Source organism: Pyruvatibacter sp. (genome assembly GCF_040219635.1).
In the GTDB taxonomy this organism is placed as follows: Bacteria; Pseudomonadota; Alphaproteobacteria; order CGMCC-115125; family CGMCC-115125; genus Pyruvatibacter.
Genome location: NZ_JAVJSC010000003.1, coordinates 461,990 through 481,187, shown reverse-complemented (window position 1 = coordinate 481,187; position 19,198 = coordinate 461,990). Strand labels below are relative to the sequence as shown.

Genomic DNA, 19,198 nt, shown 5'->3' with positions numbered 1-19,198 from the left:
GCCGCTACACCACGTTGTGGTCGATCAGGGATTTGGCACCGGCGAGGATGGCTTCCCTGCCGGGGCGGAAGGTGACGCCGAGCATCTCCTGCGCCTTGGTGTTGGTCACGACGCGCTTCTTGTCGAGTTCAGGCACCACCTGTTTCATGACCGGGTTGAAGATGGACAGGAACCGCAACAGGAAGCTGGGCAGCTTGCGCGTCGGAATCTTTTTGCGCTGGGCAGGAAACTCTTCACGCAGCAGCTTTGCGATGTCGGCAAACCAGTAATAGTCACTTGCGGCGATGAAGCGATGCCCTGCCGCGCCTGGTGTTTCCATGGCGGCAACATGGGTAGCGGCGACATCTCGCACGTCAACGATCTGGAAGCCCACACTTGGGGTGGCCGGAAGTTTGCCGCCCATGAGCTGGGTCAGAATCCCGACCGAGGCTGAAAAGTCGCCGCTCAACACCGGGCCGAGCACGGCGGATGGGTTCACCGTTGCCATCTCCATTCCCTGGCCGGGGCCTGAGAGATACTCCCATGCTGCTTTTTCCGCGATCGTTTTTGAGCGGGTGTAGGCGGTGTTGTCCTTGAGATTGTCGGGGTTCGACCAGTCCGCTTCCGAGAGGATTTCGGGCTGGTCGTCATAGCCATAGGCGATGGCTGCGACCGATGATGTGAGGATCACACGCTTAACTCCCGCAGCCTTGGACGCCCTGAGGGCGCGCAGTGCACCGTCGCGGGCGGGCACGATAAGGTCGTTGGGGTCTTTGGGCAGTTCAGGCGGAATGGGCGATGCTATGTGATGCACATAGGTGCAGCCTGCCACGGCTTCGTCCCAGCCTGCGTCGGACATCAGGTCGGCAGCAAACATCTCTATCTCGTTGGCGCGCGGGTCCTGCGCCGCGAGCAGCGCTTTGAGTGCCGGGGCCTTGTCGAGCGAGCGCACGGTGCCGCGTACCTTGTAGCCCTTTTGCAGCAACAGCAGGATCACCTGCTGGGCGATATAGCCTGACGCGCCGGTGACGAGAACGGGCGCGGATTTGTCGATCTGGTCTGACATTTGTTTGGCTCCCCATGTGCGCAAAATGATCCGGATACGATCATAAATGACCGATGGTCAATTAGCTAGGGGGTAATGCTGCCGGTTTCAAGCCTAACCGGGCATGTTGCCGGGAAAACTCGTCAGCTTGTCGTCAAGATGCACCCAGTTTTGCGCGCTGTCGCACCAAAGCTGCAGGCCCGGGGCAAGCGCAGACGTGTCGTTCAGCGTGCCGGCCTTGATAACTGTAATGCCCGCATTTGCGGATGGTTTAGAGAATAGCGGCGACCCGCATTCAGGGCAGAACTCGCGGTCCACGGTGTTGCCGCTGTCTGCATTATCCTTGAACGTCTTGAGAGTGCCGGTGCTGGTGATCGAGTCTGTCGGCACCACAACATTGATTGAAAACGCTGCTCCGGCCTGACGCTGGCAGTTCTTGCAGTGGCAGATCAGCGTTGCCAGGGGCTCTGAGGTGGATGAGTAGCTGACCTTGCCACACAGGCAGTGTCCTTCAAGAGTGGCCATCATGCATATTTCTCCCTGCTGTATTGTCTTTGTACGACCTATTTTGTGCGTGTGTACTGCGCGGTGCCGAAAAGTTGCGAGCGGTGCTCGTCGCTAAATCCCTTCATGCCCCCTTCGACGGTTTCAGCGCGCACCGTCTCGCGGCCCACATCCAGCCCGCGCATGACAGCGGGGCGCTCCTTGAGGCGATGCACCCAGGCGCGCAGATTGTCGATGCCGTCAATACCAGGCACATCCACTGTGCCCTCCACCCATGGCAACACGGCCATGTCGGCAATGGTGTAGGCGTCGCCTGCAAACCATTCTGACTTGGCCAGATGCTCATCCATCACGGCAAGCAGGCGTTGCATCTCAGACTGGTAGCGGGCGATGGAATAGGGGTGTTTTTCCTTGGCGTAAAAAAAGAAGTGCGCGAACTGGCCGAACATCGGCCCGACGCTGGCCATCTGAAACATCAGCCATTGATGGGTCAGGTGGCGGGCGGTGCCGGATGCGGGCAGGAACTGCCCCGTCTTTTCAGCCAGATACCACAAAATTGCCCCTGACTCCCACAGCGTCAGCGGTGCGCCGTCGGGTCCGTCGGCATCAATGATGACGGGAAACTTGTTGTTGGGGTTGAGGGCAAGAAACTCCGGCTTGTGCTGATCGCCAGCCAGAATATCCACGTATTCGAGCGTATAGGGCAGGCCCATTTCCTCAAGGGCAATGGAAATCTTGCGGCCGTTGGGGGTGGGGCCGGTATAAAGTGTGATGGAGGGTGGCATCGCTGGCGGGCCTGCGGCTGGTGCGTGATAGGGTCAGCGGCAAGTGTGACGCCTGCTCCCAAGCCTGACAAGTGGCGCTCAGCGTGCCGCACGCAGTATTGCATAAGGGGAAGTCGTTATGGCCGCATCGTTTCGCATTGAAGGTCTCGACCCGGAGCTTCGCAGGTCTGCCAAACGGTTTGGCTCGCTGCTTAAGCCATCGCGACTGCGGTATCGGCTGTTTAACCTGCTCACACGCCTTGCACGGGCACCTTCCCTTGACGGCTATGTGACCAGTACGCAGCAGGTGCCGCGATCCAACGGTGACGGCACCATACGTACGCGCATTTTGCGTCCGGCACATGCGTCGGGCGATTTGCCCTGCCTGTTGTATCTGCATGGCGGGGGGTATGCGCTGGGGTCACCCGATGTATCGGGTGACGCAATGGCGCTTTTTGCCGGAGCGCATGACTGTGTGATTGTCGCCCCTGCCTATCGCCGCTCGCTCGAGGCGCCGTATCCGGCAGCCATTGACGACTGCCATGACGCATTGGTGTGGGTGCGCGACAATGCCAAAACACTTGGCATACGGACGGATCAGATTTTCGTTGGCGGACACAGCGCTGGTGGTGGCCTGACGGCGGCGCTCAGCTTGCGGGCCCGCGACCGCAAGTCTGTTCGTATTGCGTTTCAGATGCCGATCTATCCGATGATTGATGATCGAATGCAAAACGCGTCGGCGCAGGGCAATACGGCACCTGTGTGGAATACGGCGACCAACAGCTTTGCGTGGGCGTTGTATCTCAAGGGCCTGCATGATGCGGGGGCCCCGATCCCTGCCGATGCTGCTGCGGCTCGGGCGGTGGATTATTCGGGTCTTCCGCCCACGGCGACATTTGTCGGCGACCTAGAGCCTTTTGCGGATGAGACCGTGGCCTATGTGGAGGCGCTGCGCGGTGCGGGCGTCGAGGTGGCGTTTGAAATGTATTCAGGCTGCTACCATGCCTTCGACATGCTTGCCCCGGACGCGGCAGTCAGCAAACGGGCGCGCGCGTTCATAGGTGACGCTTTTGCGCGGGCGTGCAGAACGCACTTCGCTGACCAATATTGATGCCTCCGGACTTCAGCCAAAGTCATACACGTTGATGCCCCTGGCGAAGGGGGTAGCGCGATCCACGTCGTGGCCTGATGTGGCGGGCACGTCGCCGTCCCACAGTAGTGCGTATTCGGGTTGCGACAGCAGCGTGCGTATTTGTTGCTGGTGATCGTCGCTTAAGCCTGCAAACTCTTCGCGCAGTCGCTCAAGGCAATAGACGCGGTAGCGCGACACCGGCATATTTTTGTAGGCACAGCCCTGCACCGTCATGGCAAAACGCTTTTTGCCGTCTGCAAAGGCCAGAGCGTTTTCGCGTTGTTGCACCATGTATGTTTCAGCGATCTCGCGCAGCATGGCTGCGGCGTCGTCGGGAACGGCATCGAGGAGAGCCGTTTCATGGACTGTTGCAGCAGCATTCCAGGTGCGCGCCACCCATTCGGCAATATGGGGCCAGTCGTTGCGCATGATGGCGGCGGGTGTCGGGTCCGTTGCGAAGTGGCGCAGCATCGGCCCCATCATGCCGATGTCGGCAATGGAGGGGGATGACCCAAGCAGAAAGGGCCGCGTTGCAAGCATCGCCGACATGGCGCGCATGGCGTTGAAGAAACCCGCTTCCACATGGTCCCATGTGTCGCGGGTCACGCCATCGTTTTTCACAAAGCGGGTGATCTGGCGGCGCTTGATCATCCACCGGCGCATAAAACGCGGTGCCGGGATATGGGTTGTCAGTTCATCCGCCAACACGCGCGATTGCAGCGCGCTGTCGTGGTCGTAACTCCACCGGTAGTGCATGGCGCTGCGCCACAGCCATTCATCCGCATAGTCCTCAATGAGCAGGGCGATGAAGCGCAGTGCCGGGTTTTGCGGCATTACCGGCTTTTCGGGATGGATGCTTTCCAGATAGGCGATGATGGGCGTTGAATCCGACAGCCATCGTCCGTCATCCAGTTCAACAAGGGGGACCTGGATGGCCCCAGCCAGTTTCCTGATGCGGGGCTGATCGGCATACGGATGATCCATTTTGTAGGGAATGGCCTTGTAGCGCAGATAGGCTTCAAGTTTGCCCGTATAGTACGAAATGGAAATGCCAAAGACTGTCATCATCTGTTCTGCTCCGTGGGGGTGGCGCGGCGCGTGCGACGGATCATCACCACAAGATGCGTGAGAGCGGCTGCAAAAAGGATGAGGAACGGAACGGCGTATGCAGGCCCCGCAAAAGTTGAAAGCCGGGCTTGTGTGGGGAAATTGAATGTACGCTGCATAGCGGCGGTCTTGTAGAGATGCACGCCGGGAAACCCTTCATAGGTTGCAGCTTCCATGAGGTCGCGGCGGGAGCGATAACGGACCATGGACACAAAGTGCCATTGCGGCGTGGCGCTGGTCCCGAAGGTATCGACATAGGGGCCGGTTTTGTCGGCAACAAAAACCGGGTGCCCGGCGCTCAGCAGGAGGCGGCCGATAAAGGCGCTGGAGTAGACGGTCAGCAGGTCGGCGGGGTCTGTTGGCTCGCCTGTCTCCGGGTGGGGTTGCGCGCTGTCGTGGAGCTTTATGACATTCAGCATCCAGAACTCTTTACCGTCGTCGTCTTGCATGAACGTGCGTATTGCCTGCAGGTTTTGCGGGGTAATATCGGTGCGGGCTGCGAGTTGCTCTGTGTATGCTTCAACCTGGGCAGCGGTGAGTGGTCCGCGCCAGTTGTGATACCAGGCCGTAAAGACCACGGCCAAAGCAACAGCCGTGCCCCAAATCCAGATGCCAGCGCTTGCCCGCCTCATGTCCTGATCTCCCCTGTTGGTTTTCGCATGTTAGTGCATCACATGGTGTGTGGTGGAGCTAATAATTGGCACTATAGGTGTCAATTGTCTATGGGGCATTGCGGGGCAGCCTAATAGTGCCGGTTCGCTTGCGTCAGTCCGGCGGCGCAAGTACACCTGAGCATTGCTGATTTCACATCGTCCCTTCCTCAATTTCGGACACGCACATGCAGGTTATTGCCGAAGTCGCCCTTCTTATTCTCAACCTTGCCTGGTGGATCGTCATCATTGGCGTCATTTTGAGCTGGCTGATTGCGTTCAACGTGATTGATACGCGCAACCGGTTCGTGGCGCAGATTGCCGACATGTTCTATCGACTGACCGAGCCGATCTACCAGCCGATCCGTAATTTTTTGCCCACCATGGGCGGTCTTGATCTGTCGCCGCTGGTGGCGCTGATTGCGATCTACGCGCTGCAGCGGATCATCGTGCTGTATGTGCTGCAACCCTCGCTCTACTAAGGTGCGCCGCTGATGCCCGCCACGCTGATTGACGGCAAAACCTATGCGGCCCGCGTGAAGGCCAAAGTGGCTGAGGGTGTGGCAGCGCTTGGGGCATCGCGCAGCATCACGCCTGCACTGGCTGTTGTGCTGGTCGGTGCAGACCCGGCCAGCCAGGTATATGTGCGGGCCAAGGGGCGGGCCTGCGAGGAAGTTGGCATTCGTTCCATTGAGCACAGGCTGCCCGACGATACGTCTCAGGAGACGCTTCTGGCGCTGGTCGAAACGCTTAATGCCGACCCGCAGGTGAGCGGTATTCTTGTGCAGTTTCCGGTGCCCGCGCAGATTTCTCAACAAGCGGTGATTGATGCAATTGATCCGCTCAAGGATGTGGACGGGCTGCATCCGCTCAACGCCGGGCGTCTGGCCAGCGGGCTGGATGCGATGGTGCCCTGCACGCCCTATGGCGCGTATCTGATGCTCAAGGGCGTGCGCGAAGATCTGTCGGGGCTCAAGGCGCTGGTGATCGGGCGCTCCAATCTGGTGGGCAAGCCGGTGGCGCAGTTGCTGCTGCGCGAAAACTGTACCGTCACCATGGCGCATTCGCGTACCAGGGATTTGCGGGCCGAGGCGCGCGCGGCTGACATTCTGGTGGCCGCCATCGGCAAGCCCAACTTTGTTCAGGGCGACTGGGTGAAGCCAGGTGCCATTGTGATTGATGTGGGCATCAACCGCATTCCGGCCCCTGAAAAGGGTGAAGGCAAAACCCGGCTGGTCGGCGATGTTGATTTTGCTGCGGCCAGCCAGATTGCCGGGGCCATTACGCCGGTGCCCGGCGGTGTCGGGCTGATGACGGTTGCCTGCCTGATGCGCAACACGTTGATTGCAGCCCATCGGCAGGCCGGGCTTGCCGACCCGGTTGAGTAATCCCACCACCATGCAGGTCTGAGGAGCACGCGCGGAATGCAAACACGGCAGCTTGGCTCTTTGTGGCCGGTCAGCGCATTTGCCCTTGGCGGCGGCGGGCTGGGACAGATATGGGGCGAGACAACGCGCGCCGAAGCTGTTGCCACGGTTCATGCGGCGGTGGATGCGGGCATTACACTGCTCGATATGGCGCCGATGTATGGTCGCGGCGAAGCGGAAACTGTCATTGCCGAGGCCTTTGGCGGTTCAGTGCCGGAAGGTGTGCGGCTCACCACAAAATGCCAGCTTGGGTCGCCCCCCGCCGATAAAGTGGCATCCGAACTCGAACGCAAACTGGTGCGTTCGCTCGACATGATGAAAGTACAGCACGCAGATATTTTCGTGCTGCATTCCAACATCTGTCCTGACGACTATGTGTACGCCAGGAATGCTGATACGCAGGATAAGTGGGCCACGCGTTATTCTCTTTATACGGACTATGTTGTGCCTGCGATGCAGTCGTTCGTTGAGCGCGGGCTGATTGGAGCGTGGGGTATTACCGGAACGGGGCTGCCACGGTCGATCATGGATGCGCTGCGCCATGACGTGAAGCCCGGCATTGTGCAGGCGGTGGCAAACCTGATGGATTCAGCAGGCGACATGCGCCGCTATGAAGAGCCCGCCGAGCCGCGCAACATCATCCGCACAGCGCATAATAACGGCGTGGGCGTGCTTGGTATTCGTGCTGTGCAGGCAGGTGCGCTTACATCGGCCATTGACCGGGCGCTGCCCGCTGACAATGAGCAGGTAACGGACTACGCGAGGGCTGAACCGTTCCGGCAGTTGTGCGCTGAGATGGGCGAAGACCCCGCCGTTGTTGCGCACCGCTATGCATTGAGCATGGAAGGGGTTGATTGCGTGATACTCGGCGTCAAAAATCGTGATGAACTTACGCAGCTCGTTGAGGCTGAGGCGCGTGGGCCTTTGGAAGACGATGTGCGCGCGCGCATTGATGCGCTACGGCTCAATTTCCAAAAGCCCCGTATGCCGCTTGAAGAGTTTCCACTTGATGGCCTCAACGGCTGATGCGCGGACTGGCAACATATATGGGCTTTATATGGTGCCGGTTTGCGGTCGCGGTTGGCGTGTGGGTGGCCTTGAGTATTGCATTCCTACCCGCAGTGCGTGCTGACACAGGCATGTTGACGTGGGACGACGCTGAAATCGCTCAGGCGCTTGATGCCTTCGTGCCGCGCCTGATGGAACACAACAGTGTGCCCGGCGCGCAGGTTGCTTTGATGCGTGGCGGCAGGCTCATCTATGAACGCGGTTTTGGCATCCGCAACGTTATTGGCCGCGCGCCGGTGACGCCGGATACGCTGTTTGAGGCGGCGTCGCTCTCCAAGCCGGTGGCGGCGCATGTGGCAATGCAGCTTGTGGCGGCGGGCAAGCTGCGGCTGGACACTGACATCGGGCTGGGCCTTGAGCCGCCTTGGCTTGAGCCGGGCAGTGACGGTCGGGTGCCTTCCATAACCCTGCGGCAGATTCTAACGCATACGTCAGGCCTGTCGAACGATCTGCGTCGCTCCTCTCATGCCCTGATTACGACACCGGGCGAGGCGTTTGCCTATGCGGGCGAAGGTTTTGACTATTTGGGTTATGCAATTACGGCACATGAGCAAAAACCATTTGCGGATGTGGCGCGCGCGCGGTTGTTTGAACCTCTGGGCATTCAGGAAACGGGCTTTGCATTACGTGATGACCAGTTGAGCATGATGGCAACGGGTCATACAGCCGCGTGGATGCCCGTGGCGCTGGTGGCTCTGCCGTTCATTGGAATGTTTGCCGCCAGCCTGGCGCTGGTGTTTGTGGTGGTGCGTTTGGTGTTGCAGCAGCCGCGTCTGCGGATGGGCCACCTGACATTGCCCCTGCTTGCAGGCGGCATCGCCAGCATGGTCGTGGTGCTTGAGCTTGTAGGACTGGGGCTGGCTACAACGGTTTTCATTATTGCCATTGTTTTTGCGCTTGTGGTCGCACTCGCCGTTACGCTGTGGCGGTTGCTGTTTCATGTGTTGGGGTTCAGTACTGTGCGGCCCGGCACGGTGATGCGCCAAGATGATCAGCGCAGCGGGTTCTGGATGCGGCTGGCGCTGGTGCTCGGCCTGCTGTGTGCGGTGCCTTTGCTGTTTGCAAATGTGCCGATCCCTCTGCGCGCTGCGGGAGATGTGCATCCTGCGTCTTCTCTGCGCGGCACGGCCGGTGAGATAGCGCTGTTTGCCCGCGAGATAATGTCGCCTACGCTGCTTGAACCATCAGACATGGCCACCATCACCACACCCCAGGTGCATGTGGGAAAAGGCGTATCAAAAAGTATTTCGTGGGGTCTTGGCATCGGCATCCGTGACCGGGTGCTCAGTGACGGGGATACCCAACGTACCTTGTGGCAGTGGGGCATAAACCCCGGCTATGCGAGCCTGCTGATTGTCGAGCCCAGGGAACAGGTGGCGCTGGTGGTGCTTACCAACGCGCAATCGGGCGGGGCGATGGTTCAGGAACTTGGCGCGCATGTGTTCGGCGGCCTTGGCGAACCCGCCAACTGGACATTGCCGGGCGAGGCCTTTGCGCCTTCTTTTTAGGGCCATGCTGAGTTAGGGGGTATCGGTCACCTTGATGCCGAACTCCGATTGCAGGAGCGCTGTTGTTGCGCGCACGTCCAGAATGGTTTCCGGCATGTGGATGGCTGGCGCGGGCGCAGGCTTGCCATCACCGCCGATGGCGCGCCGGGTGGCCAGTGCCGCGCCGGTAGCGGTCAGGTGTGCCTGTCCTTGCGGGTCGGACACCAAACGCGTGCGCGTCGTGGTGGTCCCGGATGCATCGGTGCCTTCAATCTCTATCAGCATATCGTGGGATGCGGCCCCTGCGTCGCGGGTGCCGCTGGATGTGCCCATGCCAAGATAAAAACCGATATTCGCAGCGCCGGTGGCCGCGCGCAGGCTGGTCACGTCCAGCACGCTCATGGGCTTGGCGTCAAATGTCTGCGTGCCGATGGTGATCTGTTTTGCCTCGGCGTCCGGCTCAATCCAGGTCCACTGGTTGTCGCGCACAATCAGCGCCTTGCCGAAGAAGTGCCCGGCATCTTCGATGGTCATCGGTCCAATCGGGTCTGCCAGGTCAAACAAGGCCGACATGGAAATGCGGTGTACGGATTGAAACTGATTGGCGAAATCGAGTGCGGTCACTGACAGAATGCCCGCCTGCCAATGGGCGGCGGGCACCAGCGGTGCACGCAGGCCGGTGTGAGCGGCGGTTGCAAGAAGCCCGGCCATCTCCGTCACGGCGCGGGTGATGCTCAGGTGAGCAATGCCGTTCGTCAGGGCAAATTGCAGCAGCTTGTCATGCGGGTCTTGTAATGCTGCAACAATCGCGTCGATTGGGCCTGCTTTTGTCAGGGCGTCGGCGGGCGAGGCTGTATCCATAGCCAGCGATTTAGCGCTGCCAAGCTCTGTCACAAGCGGTGCCGCTTTTTCCGGAGACCGACCGGCAATGATGAGATGCGCATCGGGCATCAGGTGGCGAAGCTGGCGGGCAATGTGTGTGCCAACAACACCGTAGCCGCCGGCGACGAGAATGGTCTTGGACATTCAGGTGATCCTCATCAGGCGCTCTTGGCTTTTTCAATGGCATCCGCAATCAGTGAGCGGGCCTTGTCGGCATCGCCCCAGCCGTTGAGCTTCACCCATTTGTCTTTTTCAAGCGCCTTGTAGTGATTGAAAAAATGCTCAATCTGGTCGAGCAGCATTTTGGGAAGGTCCGTGTACTGCTGAACGCTGTCATAGTAGGTGTTGAGGCGCGACGGCGGCACCGCAACAATCTTCTCGTCCATACCAGCCTCGTCCTCCATCAGCAGCACGCCTACAGGACGGCACGCCATGACCGCACCGGGCACAACGGCAGGCGTGCCTGCTACCAGCACATCCACCGGGTCGCCGTCTTCCGATAATGTGTGGGGCACAAAGCCGTAGTTGCACGGGTAGCGCATGGAGGCGTTCAAAAACCTGTCCACCACGAGTGCGCCCGACGGCTTGTCGAACTCATATTTGATCGGCGCACCACCAACGGGCACCTCGACAATGACATTGACATCAAACGGCGGATTTTCGCCGATGGAAAGAGCTTCGATACGCATGGCTGTCAGCCTTTGAGCCGGTTGTTGCGGTCTGCCAGCAGGCGAAGGCGCAGGGCGTTGATCTTGATGAAGCCGGATGCGTCCTTCTGGTCGTACACATCGTCTTCTTCAAAGGTGACGTGCTCCATGGAGTAGAGCGAGCTGTCAGACCAGCGGCCCACCACATCAACGTTGCCCTTGTAGAGTTTGAGGCGGACGGTGCCTGTCACATGCTCCTGGCTCTTGTCGATCAGTGCCTGAAGCATTTCGCGTTCGGGTGAAAACCACATGCCGAAATACACAAGCTCGGCATATTTGGGCATCAGCTCGTCTTTGAGGTGGGCAGCACCCCGGTCGAGTGTGATCTGTTCGATACCACGGTGTGCCATCAGCATAATGGTGCCGCCGGGGGTCTCATAAATGCCGCGGCTCTTCATGCCGACGAAGCGGTTTTCCACCAGGTCCAGCCGCCCGATACCGTTGTCGTGGCCATATGTGTTGAGTTCGGTCAGCAAGGTGGCCGGTGACATGGCCACGCCATTGATGGAGACGGGATCGCCTTTCTCAAAGCCGATCTCGATATAGGTCGGTGTGTCGGGGGCAGCCTCGGGCGACACTGTACGCTGATAGACATATTCCGGCGCTTCGATGGCGGGGTCTTCCAGCGCTTTACCTTCGGACGATGTGTGCAGCAGGTTGGCATCCACCGAGAACGGCGCTTCGCCACGCTTGTCCTTGGCGATGGGGATCTGGTGCTTTTCGGCAAAGTTGATCAGTGCTTCACGGGACTTGAGTTCCCAGTCGCGCCACGGGGCGATCACCTTGATGTCCGGCTGCAGGGCATAATACGCCAGCTCAAACCGCACCTGGTCGTTGCCCTTGCCGGTGGCGCCATGGCACACGGCGTCAGCGCCGGTTTCGCGGGCAATTTCAATCTGGCGTTTGGCAATCAATGGCCGGGCGATGGATGTGCCGAGCAGATACAGGCCCTCATAGAGCGCGTTGGCGCGCATCATGGGGAACACATAGTCCGCCACGAAGTCCTCGCGCAGATCCTCGATGTAGATGTCCTTGATGCCGGCCATCTCGGCCTTTTTGCGGGCCGGTTCCAGTTCCTCGCCCTGGCCCAGATCGGCGGTGAAGGTCACGACCTCGCAGTCGTAGGTTTCCTTCAGCCATTTCAGCATGATGGAGGTGTCGAGCCCGCCGGAATAGGCGAGCACCACCTTCTTTACATCGGTAACGCTCATTTTTGGTTTTGCCCCGCGCGTGACAGAAAAAGTGTCCAGCGCGGGGTTTTGCGCGTCTTGGCGCGTTTGTCAAAGGCCTCGTTGTGGCTCGCGGTCTAAAGCGGCAGGCTGCCAATGGTGAGGAACAGCAGATAGCCGCCAAGAGCGATGCCGCTTAGGGCGGTGAGCGTTGCGCCACCGGCCCGCAGCGCCACGAACAGCGCCGAGCCAGGCACTTTCTGGCCATCTATTTTGCCGTGAGAGCCGCGCAGGGTGCTGAAGCCCACGGCATGGGACAGGCGGGCCACAAGAAAAACGGCAGCAAATATCAACACTGTGGTGCCGGAGCCGATCAGCAGTTCCAGCAGCGCCAGGGTGGCGATGAAGATCGCAGCGTTTTCGGCAAGGTTGCCATGGCGGCGGACGAGCCGCTCAAGCTGCACGTCGCCGGCTACGCCCACGCCCTGGCCCGTGCCGCCGCGCCGCGTGCCTGCCGCCAACATGAAAATTTGCTGCATGAGCAGCAAAAAGCCCGCAAGAGCTGCTGCAATAACCGGAAAAGCAAAAGTGGCGTCCATGATGTGTTGTCCTCGATTTTGGTGTCCGCGTGGGGTTTTTGTTCGTTTTTCAGCCAAAGCGCGGTTGATGGACCGGCCTGGACCACCGATGTAAGCGTTTCATAATCAGTCCATAAGGCAAGAAAAGAGAACCATTATGGTTCAAAAAAGAACCATCAGCCCGGATTGGGATGATCTTCGGCTGGTACTTGCGGTGGCGCGTTCCGGCAGTCTGCGCAAGGCGGCCATCTCTTTGGGGCTTGGCCATGCCACGTTGTCGCGTCGGCTGGGTCAGCTTGAAAAGCAACTCAATGTGAGGCTGTTTGATCGGCCAGCCTCAGGGGCAGTGGAGTTGACGGCGGCGGGGGAGGAGCTGGCGGCAAGTGCAGGGCAGATGGACGAAGTCGCTGCGGCTGTCGTGCTGAAAGTGGCCGGGCGCGACCTGTCACTGTCAGGCACTTTGCGGGTGTCGGTCACACCGCTGCTGGGGACCTATGTTCTTGCGCCCGCCATTACAGCGTTTGCGGCGGCGTATCCTGATCTGGCCATTGAGGTGTCCAGCACATATGCGTCGGCTGATCTGGACCGGCGGGAGGCGGATGTCGTGATCCGTGCCACCGAGCAGCCGCCGGAGACGTTGGTGGGCCAACGCTTCTGCCGTGCAGCGTTCGGGCTATATGCGGCGCGCTCAGCTGTTGAGGCGGCGGGGTCTGAGGCTGCATATCTCGCCTCATCGCCACCGGTGCTTGGCTATGTGGGCCGCCCCGACAATCTGTGGGACGAAGCATGGTTCACGCAAAAGCTGCCGGGCCTGCGCCACACTCTCACCACCAATGACCCTGTCCAGCTGATGGCGCTTGCCCGCTCAGGCGGCGGCATTGCCAGGCTGGCCTGCTGTGCGGCTGACGCAGACCATGACCTTGTACGGATTGTTGCGTCGCATACGGAGTATGCCTACGACATCTGGCTGCTGACCCATATGGACCTGCGCAAAACGGCCCGTGTGCGCGCCTTCATGGATCATATGTCGGCTGCCCTGAAGGAGCGTGCGCCGGTGATCGGCGGCGAGACGAAGGCTGCTTGATGGTGCCGCCCGTTCAGGGTCGCAGTCCGTTGAGCATGGCGAGTGCTGCGGCGTGTGCCTGCTTGCGGGCTATCTTTTGGTCTTCTGCCTCGGCGATGTAATGCACGGCTTCGTCGAGTGCGGCGGCGAACAACGATGCGGCTGCGGGTACGCTTGCGATTTTCAGTGCACCTTGAGCGTTGGCGGCTTCAAGGCCCTCATGCAGGGTGCGCAGGGAATGGTGCGACTGGATTTCACGCCAGCGTTTCCACCCCAGCGCTGAAGGGCCATCGAGCATGAGGATGCGGCGGGTGGCAGGTGCTGTGGCGGCGTCCAGATAGACGCCGATGCCGTGGACAAGGCCCTGATAGGCGTCGTCGCTGTTTTGTGTGTCGCTGTCGATCATCGCTGCCAGGCGCGCATCCTCGGCTTCAACGACCGCGTCGAACAACGCCAGCTTGTCGGCAAAATGGTGGTACAGCGCACCGCGGGTGGCACCGGCGCGCGCCACAATGTCGGTTGTCGCCGCGTCCGCATAGCCGTGGGCGGCAAACTCCGCGCGGGCAGCTTTTATGAGAGCGGCACGTGTTTTTGCCGTGCGTTGTTCGTTGGTGGCCATGAAACAACTTTACAAACAGTCTGACTGTTTGTATATCGGAAAAACAGACAGATTGTCTGTTTGCGAAACAGTTTGTTCAGGAGGTTGCATCATGACCATTTCAAGCCTGTATCCCGTCATCGCCACGAAGGACGTGGCGGGTCTCGCGGCCTTTTATCGCGACACGTTTGCCCTGGAGACGGCGTTCGAGGCTGATTGGTATGTCCACCTCACGGCTGGAGCAGGTGGGAATGTGGCGATCATCGTGGAAGGTCATGAGACAATGCCCGAAGGTCACCGGGGCGTTGCTGCGCCGCGTCTGCTCAACTTTGAAACAGATGATGTGGATGGGATCTATGAAAGGATGCAGCAAGCAGGCACGCCGATTTTGCAGGCGATGCGGGACGAGGATTTTGGCCAGCGGCATTTCATCATGAGTGACCCCGACGGCAATCTGGTGGATGTCATCAAGCTGATTGCACCCAGTGGCGCGTTTGCGGCGCAGTATGCGCCGGATGCTCTGCCTGGGTAGTGATACTCAACCGTCAGTATGCCTGCCTCGTGTCACCCGTTTGCGGATCTGGCGCACGGCCAGATATGCGCCCGCCAGCACAAACGGGGCGAGCACGCCGGTGGCAAGCGTCGGGTTCACCGGCTGGCCGGCTTTTTCTAGCGCCTTGAGCACGTAAGCGATGAGGCCCACCAGGTAATAGGTGATGGCGACCGCTGACAGCCCCTCCACGGTTTCCTGCAGGCGCACCTGCAGGCGGGCGCGGCGCTCCATGGACATCAGCAGTTTCTGGTTTTGCTCCTGCAGCGCCAGTTCAACGCGGGTGTTGAGCAGGGCAGAGGCGCGGGCGATGCGCGCCGACAGTGCTTCCAGCCGGTCGGCCACTGCGGTGCAGGTGCGCATGGCGGGGCCGAGGCGACGGTCCATGAAAGTGCCGATTTGTTGAAGGCCTTCGCGCTTCACTTCGTCCAGCTCGCTGATGCGGCGCTCGACGAGTTGGTGGTACGCGCGGGCTGCTGAAAACCGATAGTGGGTGCGCGCGGCAAGGTCTTCGGCGCGGGCGGCCAACGCTGACAGACGATTGAGCAGGCGTTGCTCGTCTTCGAGGCTTTGAATGCTGGCGGTCTGTGCAGCCAGCACGGACAGTTCGGTTTCGATCGTGCCGAGTTCAGGGGTGATGTCGCGCGCCAGCGGAAAAGACATCAGCGCCATCATGCGGTAGGTCTCAACATCCAGAAGGCGCTGGATCAGGCGGCCAAGGCGTCCGGGGCGCAGGGTTGTATTGGCCACAACCATGCGACTCAACCCATCCGTATGCAGATGAAAGTCGGTCCATGCCCCGGCGCGTCCGCCGGACATGCCCGCGCCAACGCATTTGTTGGTGCCAAAAACTTCCGGCAGCCGCGCTTCAATATCGTTTGCAGTGGCGGTCAGCGCCAGCAGGTTTATGCCGACCAGAACCTCGCCGGGGATTTTTGACCGCCAGCTTTCGGGCACGGCGGCCAGCGGCGGTGTTTCAAACGCTGTGCCCAGCGAGGCGTGCGTGAGGGCATCCGGGCAGGCCTGTGAAAACGCGTAGGTGGAAAACTCAGTGTGGCGCTCCCATACCAGATGCACGCAGTTGCCGTTGGTGCCCAGATCAATGGTCAGGTGGTTGCCGAAGGTTTGCGGGATGTCTGCATCCATCTGTGCTGCAAGTTCGCGCAGCAGGTCGCGTTCGGTGGCAGCGTCGGTCTCGCCGGTGATGACGGCAATCTGCGTCACCATCATGGGCGCGTGAGCATCTGCCGACGGGCGCGAATGGACTTCGTTGTTCAGCGCCTCACGCAAAGGGTGGGCGTTCATGGGTTTGAGGCCCGGCAAGGCAGAATACTCCGCTACTCATCGGCACGCGAATTGTGCGCCGCAACAAGAAAGCGCGGGATCATAGGCCTGACGACAATTCGCGCAAGTGGCTGGCTAAAGGGTGGCCCTAAAGCAGGTTGCCGTCGTCCGTGTTCAGAGTTGCGGGGGCTGCTGCTGCGGGCTTTATCGGTTGCCTGATGACGGGAGCCATCGGGCCGCCGAGGCCAGGCAGAGGAACGGTGCCCTGCGCCATGCGCGATGCCGGTTTTGCGGGGGCCAGTCGTTGTGGCGTGTCTTCACCGCGCAACTCACGCAGCAGGGCCACGTGGTCCGGCATGGACCCCACAAACTGGCTGACCTTCTGGCGCTGCGTCTTGACGTGCTGGCGCCAGCCGTTGCGGCTGAGGGTGAGGCTCGTGCCTGCGTTCCAGTCGTCGCGCATGGAATACACGCGCTTGCCCAGCAGCACGGCGGTATAGACCTCGTGGGAAAAAAGATGCGCTGACTTCAGGTCGGTGACGCAGGGGATGGTGTGTTTCCACAGCTCCAGATTTTCAGCCAGACTGTCAGGCACTTGCAGTTCCTCGCGGGCGTCAATCCAGTATTGGCTGTCGGTGCGGTTGCCCAGTGCGTAATGCAGGCAGATGAAATCACGCACTTCATCATACAGCCCGCCGGCCACCTCATTGTAGCGGTTGCGCAAACTGTCCGGGTACGTCTTGTCGGGGAAGTAGGCGATGAGCCAGCGCACCGCCATTTCAATCATGTAGATGGCGGTTGATTCCAGCGGTTCAATGAAGCCGCCTGACAGGCCAACAGCGATGCAGTTTTTTACCCATGAATTGCGCGTGCGGCCCACCCGCATGGGGATCACGCGGGGTTCTGCCCCCTTGGCCCCATCGCCCAGCAGCGCCAGAAACTCGTCGCGCGCTTCGTCGTCGGTGCGGTGGGCAGATGAATAGACGTAGCCCGTGCCGATGCGGTTATACAGCGGCACACGCCAGCTCCAGCCTGCGCCCAGCGCTGTTGAGCGGGTGACCGGCTCAATGCTCTTGGGTGCACCATTGTCGTCCAGGTCCGGGTGGGGGATCTGCACCGCCATGGCGCGGTCGTTGGCCAGGTGGTTGGCGTAGGAGATAAAAGGCTCGTCGAGTTCGCCGTTGATGATGAGGCCGCGAAAGCCTGTGCAGTCGATGACCAGCTCAACGGGCACGCGGCCTTTTTCCTTCAGATTGACGGCTGCGATGTTGCCGTCGTCGGCGCGCTCAACACTTACCATGTCGTCACGGATATGCTCGACACCGCGCCCGACGCAAATACCCTGCAGCATCCTGGCAAACAGGCTGGCGTCCAGGTGGTAGGCGTAACTCACCGGTTGGGCGAACGGCTTGGAGCCAAGCGCGCGCGGGCCCTTGCGGGCGCGGCCCAGGTCTTCAGCGGGAGAAATGGTTTGAACAAAGCTGGCCCCGCCCGCGCCAAAGCGGCTGTAGTAATAGCCGGGGTCCAGACCGCCGACGAGGCTGCCGGTGTTGAACGGATTGATGTAGCTGAAGGGTTTGCCGTCGGCATCCACATTCCAGTTGGCGAAATCAACGCCCAGCTTGAACGACGCATTGCAGGTCTTGAAAAAGTCGGTCTCGGAAATGCCGGTCTGCTGCAACGCCCGCGACATCGACGGCACGGTGGCCTCGCCTACACCCACGGTTGGAATGTTGGGGCTTTCGATGAGCGAAATCCGCATCTGGTCCGGCGCGCCGTTTTTCTGGATGCCGAAAAATGCCGACAGCAGATTGGCCGTCAGCCAGCCTGCCGTTCCGCCGCCCACAATCGTGATGTGCTTGATAGGGTCTGCCACGGTTGTTCTCCCCAATTAGCCGTAGGCTGTGTGGGGACTTTAGGCGCGCAGGGGCCAATGGCCAAGGACTGTCTCGACCAGGGCCCGTCTCGACCAAGGAATGTCCTGACCTAGATGGGTGCGTCCTGATTTTCGGCCCTCAGCCGGGCCATGCGGACGGAGGCGCGTTCTTTTTCGCTCTCTGATTTGAGCTGGCCGCAGGCGGCGAGAATATCGCGGCCGCGCGGGGTGCGCACGGGGCTGGCGTAGCCTGCCTTGTTGACGATATCAGCGAATGCCTCGATCCGGTCCCAGTCGGAGCACTCATATCGGGTGCCGGGCCACGGGTTGAACGGGATCAGGTTGATTTTGGCGGGAATGCCCTTGAGCAGCCGCACCAGTTCCTTGGCATCCTGATTGCTGTCGTTCACGCCCTTGAGCATCACATATTCGAATGTGATGCGGCGGGCGTTGGATAGGCCGGGGTAGTGGCGGCAGGCACGCAGAAGCTCCGCAATCGGATATTTCTTGTTGATGGGCACCAGCTCATCGCGCACCTCATCGCGCACGCCATGCAGCGAGATGGCAAGCATGACACCCATTTCAGCGCCGCAGCGTTCTATCTCCGGCACAATGCCGGAAGTTGAGAGCGTGATGCGGCGTTTGGAAATGGACAGGCCGTCGCCGTCCGACACAACATCAAGCGCATCACGCACAGCGTCAAAATTATACAGCGGCTCGCCCATGCCCATCATCACCACGTTGGTGAGGGTGCGGCGGGTATCGGTTGCCGGTGCGTTGACCTGCGGCCACTCGTCCAGACTGTCTCGGGCGATCAGCACCTGGGCCACAATCTCGCCGGCAGTCAGGTTGCGCACCAGGCGCTGGGTGCCGGTGTGGCAGAACGTGCAGGTGAGCGTGCAGCCGACCTGGGAGGAGACACACAGCGTGCCGCGACCGGGTTCGGGAATGAACACCGTCTCCACCTCGTTGCCGTCGGCGAGGCGCAGCAACCATTTGCGGGTACCGTCGGTGGAAATCTGTTCGCTGACGATATCGAGGCGACTGAGTGTGAAGTGGGTGTCCAGCGTGGCGCGCATCGCCTTTGAGATGTTGGTCATCTCGTCAAACGATGTAGCGCCGCGCACATACAGCCAGTTGAAAATCTGGCTCGCGCGCATCCGGCTTTCGCGCTCGCCAACACCTGCGCCCTGCAAGGCGGCGGCAAGTGCCGGGCGTGACAGGCCGATAAGCGATGCACGCGCAGGCGCAGACACCACGCCGCCTACAATAGCAGGGGCGTTGGGGTTGGCGCGGGCGATGTCGAGCGGTTGCGTCATGGGGTGGTT

At 60.5% G+C, this 19,198-nt stretch carries 20 protein-coding genes; 7 read left to right on the top strand and 13 right to left on the bottom strand.

Annotation, left to right across the window (positions count from 1 at the left end; genetic code table 11):
- Window positions 1–4: 4 nt before the first annotated feature.
- From RIB87_RS05685 to RIB87_RS05675, 3 genes are all read right to left on the bottom strand, one after another.
- Entirely contained in the window at window positions 5–1,045 is a 1,041-nt protein-coding gene (locus RIB87_RS05685) for an SDR family oxidoreductase (protein ID WP_350144430.1), read from the bottom strand.
- A 93-nt stretch (window positions 1,046–1,138) separates the two neighbouring features.
- A complete protein-coding gene (locus tag RIB87_RS05680) occupies window positions 1,139–1,552 on the bottom strand; it encodes a GFA family protein (protein ID WP_350144428.1) in 414 nt (137 codons plus the stop codon).
- Between the two features lie 35 nt (window positions 1,553–1,587).
- The gene (locus RIB87_RS05675) at window positions 1,588–2,313 is read right to left on the bottom strand and encodes a glutathione S-transferase family protein (protein WP_350144426.1); all 726 of its coding nucleotides are present in this window, start codon (window positions 2,311–2,313) and stop codon (window positions 1,588–1,590) included.
- A gap of 118 nt (window positions 2,314–2,431) precedes the next feature.
- On the opposite strand from RIB87_RS05675, the gene RIB87_RS05670 reads away from it, so the two are divergent.
- On the top strand, window positions 2,432–3,403 hold the full coding sequence (locus RIB87_RS05670) for an alpha/beta hydrolase (RefSeq protein ID WP_350144424.1): 972 nt from the start codon (window positions 2,432–2,434) through the stop codon (window positions 3,401–3,403).
- Between the two features lie 12 nt (window positions 3,404–3,415).
- On the opposite strand, the gene RIB87_RS05665 is transcribed toward RIB87_RS05670, so the two are convergent.
- Together RIB87_RS05665 and RIB87_RS05660 are read right to left on the bottom strand one after the other, a co-directional pair.
- Complete coding sequence (locus RIB87_RS05665; protein WP_350144422.1) at window positions 3,416–4,492, bottom strand: glutathione S-transferase family protein; 1,077 nt, start codon at window positions 4,490–4,492, stop codon at window positions 3,416–3,418.
- Window positions 4,489–5,163 carry a hypothetical protein gene (locus tag RIB87_RS05660; protein WP_350144420.1) on the bottom strand — a complete coding sequence of 225 codons (675 nt, stop codon included), beginning with the start codon at window positions 5,161–5,163 and terminating at the stop codon, window positions 4,489–4,491. The genes RIB87_RS05665 and RIB87_RS05660 overlap by 4 nt, the downstream gene beginning before the upstream one ends.
- A gap of 206 nt (window positions 5,164–5,369) precedes the next feature.
- Here RIB87_RS05660 and RIB87_RS05655 point away from each other — a divergent pair, with 206 nt between their 5' ends.
- From RIB87_RS05655 to RIB87_RS05640, 4 genes are all read left to right on the top strand, one after another.
- Window positions 5,370–5,663 carry a YggT family protein gene (locus RIB87_RS05655; protein WP_350144418.1) on the top strand — a complete coding sequence of 98 codons (294 nt, stop codon included), beginning with the start codon at window positions 5,370–5,372 and terminating at the stop codon, window positions 5,661–5,663.
- A gap of 12 nt (window positions 5,664–5,675) precedes the next feature.
- Entirely contained in the window at window positions 5,676–6,569 is an 894-nt protein-coding gene (gene folD, locus RIB87_RS05650; protein WP_350144416.1) for a bifunctional methylenetetrahydrofolate dehydrogenase/methenyltetrahydrofolate cyclohydrolase FolD, read from the top strand.
- A gap of 36 nt (window positions 6,570–6,605) precedes the next feature.
- A complete protein-coding gene (locus RIB87_RS05645; protein ID WP_350144414.1) occupies window positions 6,606–7,634 on the top strand; it encodes an aldo/keto reductase in 1,029 nt (342 codons plus the stop codon).
- A 71-nt stretch (window positions 7,635–7,705) separates the two neighbouring features.
- Window positions 7,706–9,184 carry a serine hydrolase domain-containing protein gene (locus tag RIB87_RS05640; RefSeq protein WP_350144412.1) on the top strand — a complete coding sequence of 493 codons (1,479 nt, stop codon included), beginning with the start codon at window positions 7,706–7,708 and terminating at the stop codon, window positions 9,182–9,184.
- Window positions 9,185–9,196: 12 nt separating this feature from the next.
- Here the strand turns inward: RIB87_RS05640 and RIB87_RS05635 are convergent, their stop codons facing one another.
- From RIB87_RS05635 to RIB87_RS05620, 4 genes are all read right to left on the bottom strand, one after another.
- On the bottom strand, window positions 9,197–10,189 hold the full coding sequence (locus RIB87_RS05635; protein WP_350144410.1) for a saccharopine dehydrogenase family protein: 993 nt from the start codon (window positions 10,187–10,189) through the stop codon (window positions 9,197–9,199).
- 14 nt (window positions 10,190–10,203) lie between these two features.
- Window positions 10,204–10,734, bottom strand: coding sequence for an inorganic diphosphatase (ppa, locus tag RIB87_RS05630; RefSeq protein WP_350144408.1), 531 nt, complete (start codon window positions 10,732–10,734; stop codon window positions 10,204–10,206).
- A gap of 5 nt (window positions 10,735–10,739) precedes the next feature.
- Window positions 10,740–11,963 (bottom strand): argininosuccinate synthase, encoded by a 1,224-nt coding sequence (locus RIB87_RS05625; protein ID WP_350144406.1) that lies wholly within the window; start codon window positions 11,961–11,963, stop codon window positions 10,740–10,742.
- 95 nt (window positions 11,964–12,058) lie between these two features.
- Window positions 12,059–12,520, bottom strand: coding sequence for an MAPEG family protein (locus tag RIB87_RS05620; RefSeq protein ID WP_350144404.1), 462 nt, complete (start codon window positions 12,518–12,520; stop codon window positions 12,059–12,061).
- Window positions 12,521–12,656: 136 nt separating this feature from the next.
- Here RIB87_RS05620 and RIB87_RS05615 point away from each other — a divergent pair, with 136 nt between their 5' ends.
- Window positions 12,657–13,583, top strand: coding sequence for a LysR family transcriptional regulator (locus RIB87_RS05615; RefSeq protein WP_350144402.1), 927 nt, complete (start codon window positions 12,657–12,659; stop codon window positions 13,581–13,583).
- A 13-nt stretch (window positions 13,584–13,596) separates the two neighbouring features.
- On the opposite strand, the gene RIB87_RS05610 is transcribed toward RIB87_RS05615, so the two are convergent.
- Window positions 13,597–14,181 carry a TetR family C-terminal domain-containing protein gene (locus tag RIB87_RS05610; RefSeq protein ID WP_350144400.1) on the bottom strand — a complete coding sequence of 195 codons (585 nt, stop codon included), beginning with the start codon at window positions 14,179–14,181 and terminating at the stop codon, window positions 13,597–13,599.
- Between the two features lie 91 nt (window positions 14,182–14,272).
- Between RIB87_RS05610 and RIB87_RS05605 the strand changes: the two genes are divergently transcribed.
- Window positions 14,273–14,692, top strand: a complete 420-nt coding sequence (locus RIB87_RS05605) for a VOC family protein (RefSeq protein ID WP_350144398.1) — start codon at window positions 14,273–14,275, stop codon at window positions 14,690–14,692.
- Window positions 14,693–14,698: 6 nt separating this feature from the next.
- Here the strand turns inward: RIB87_RS05605 and RIB87_RS05600 are convergent, their stop codons facing one another.
- From RIB87_RS05600 to rlmN, 3 genes are all read right to left on the bottom strand, one after another.
- Complete coding sequence (locus tag RIB87_RS05600; protein WP_350144396.1) at window positions 14,699–16,015, bottom strand: DUF3422 family protein; 1,317 nt, start codon at window positions 16,013–16,015, stop codon at window positions 14,699–14,701.
- A gap of 127 nt (window positions 16,016–16,142) precedes the next feature.
- Window positions 16,143–17,870 (bottom strand): tryptophan halogenase family protein, encoded by a 1,728-nt coding sequence (locus RIB87_RS05595; protein WP_350144394.1) that lies wholly within the window; start codon window positions 17,868–17,870, stop codon window positions 16,143–16,145.
- A gap of 110 nt (window positions 17,871–17,980) precedes the next feature.
- A complete protein-coding gene (gene rlmN, locus RIB87_RS05590; RefSeq protein WP_350144392.1) occupies window positions 17,981–19,189 on the bottom strand; it encodes a dual-specificity RNA methyltransferase RlmN in 1,209 nt (402 codons plus the stop codon).
- Window positions 19,190–19,198: the final 9 nt, after the last annotated feature.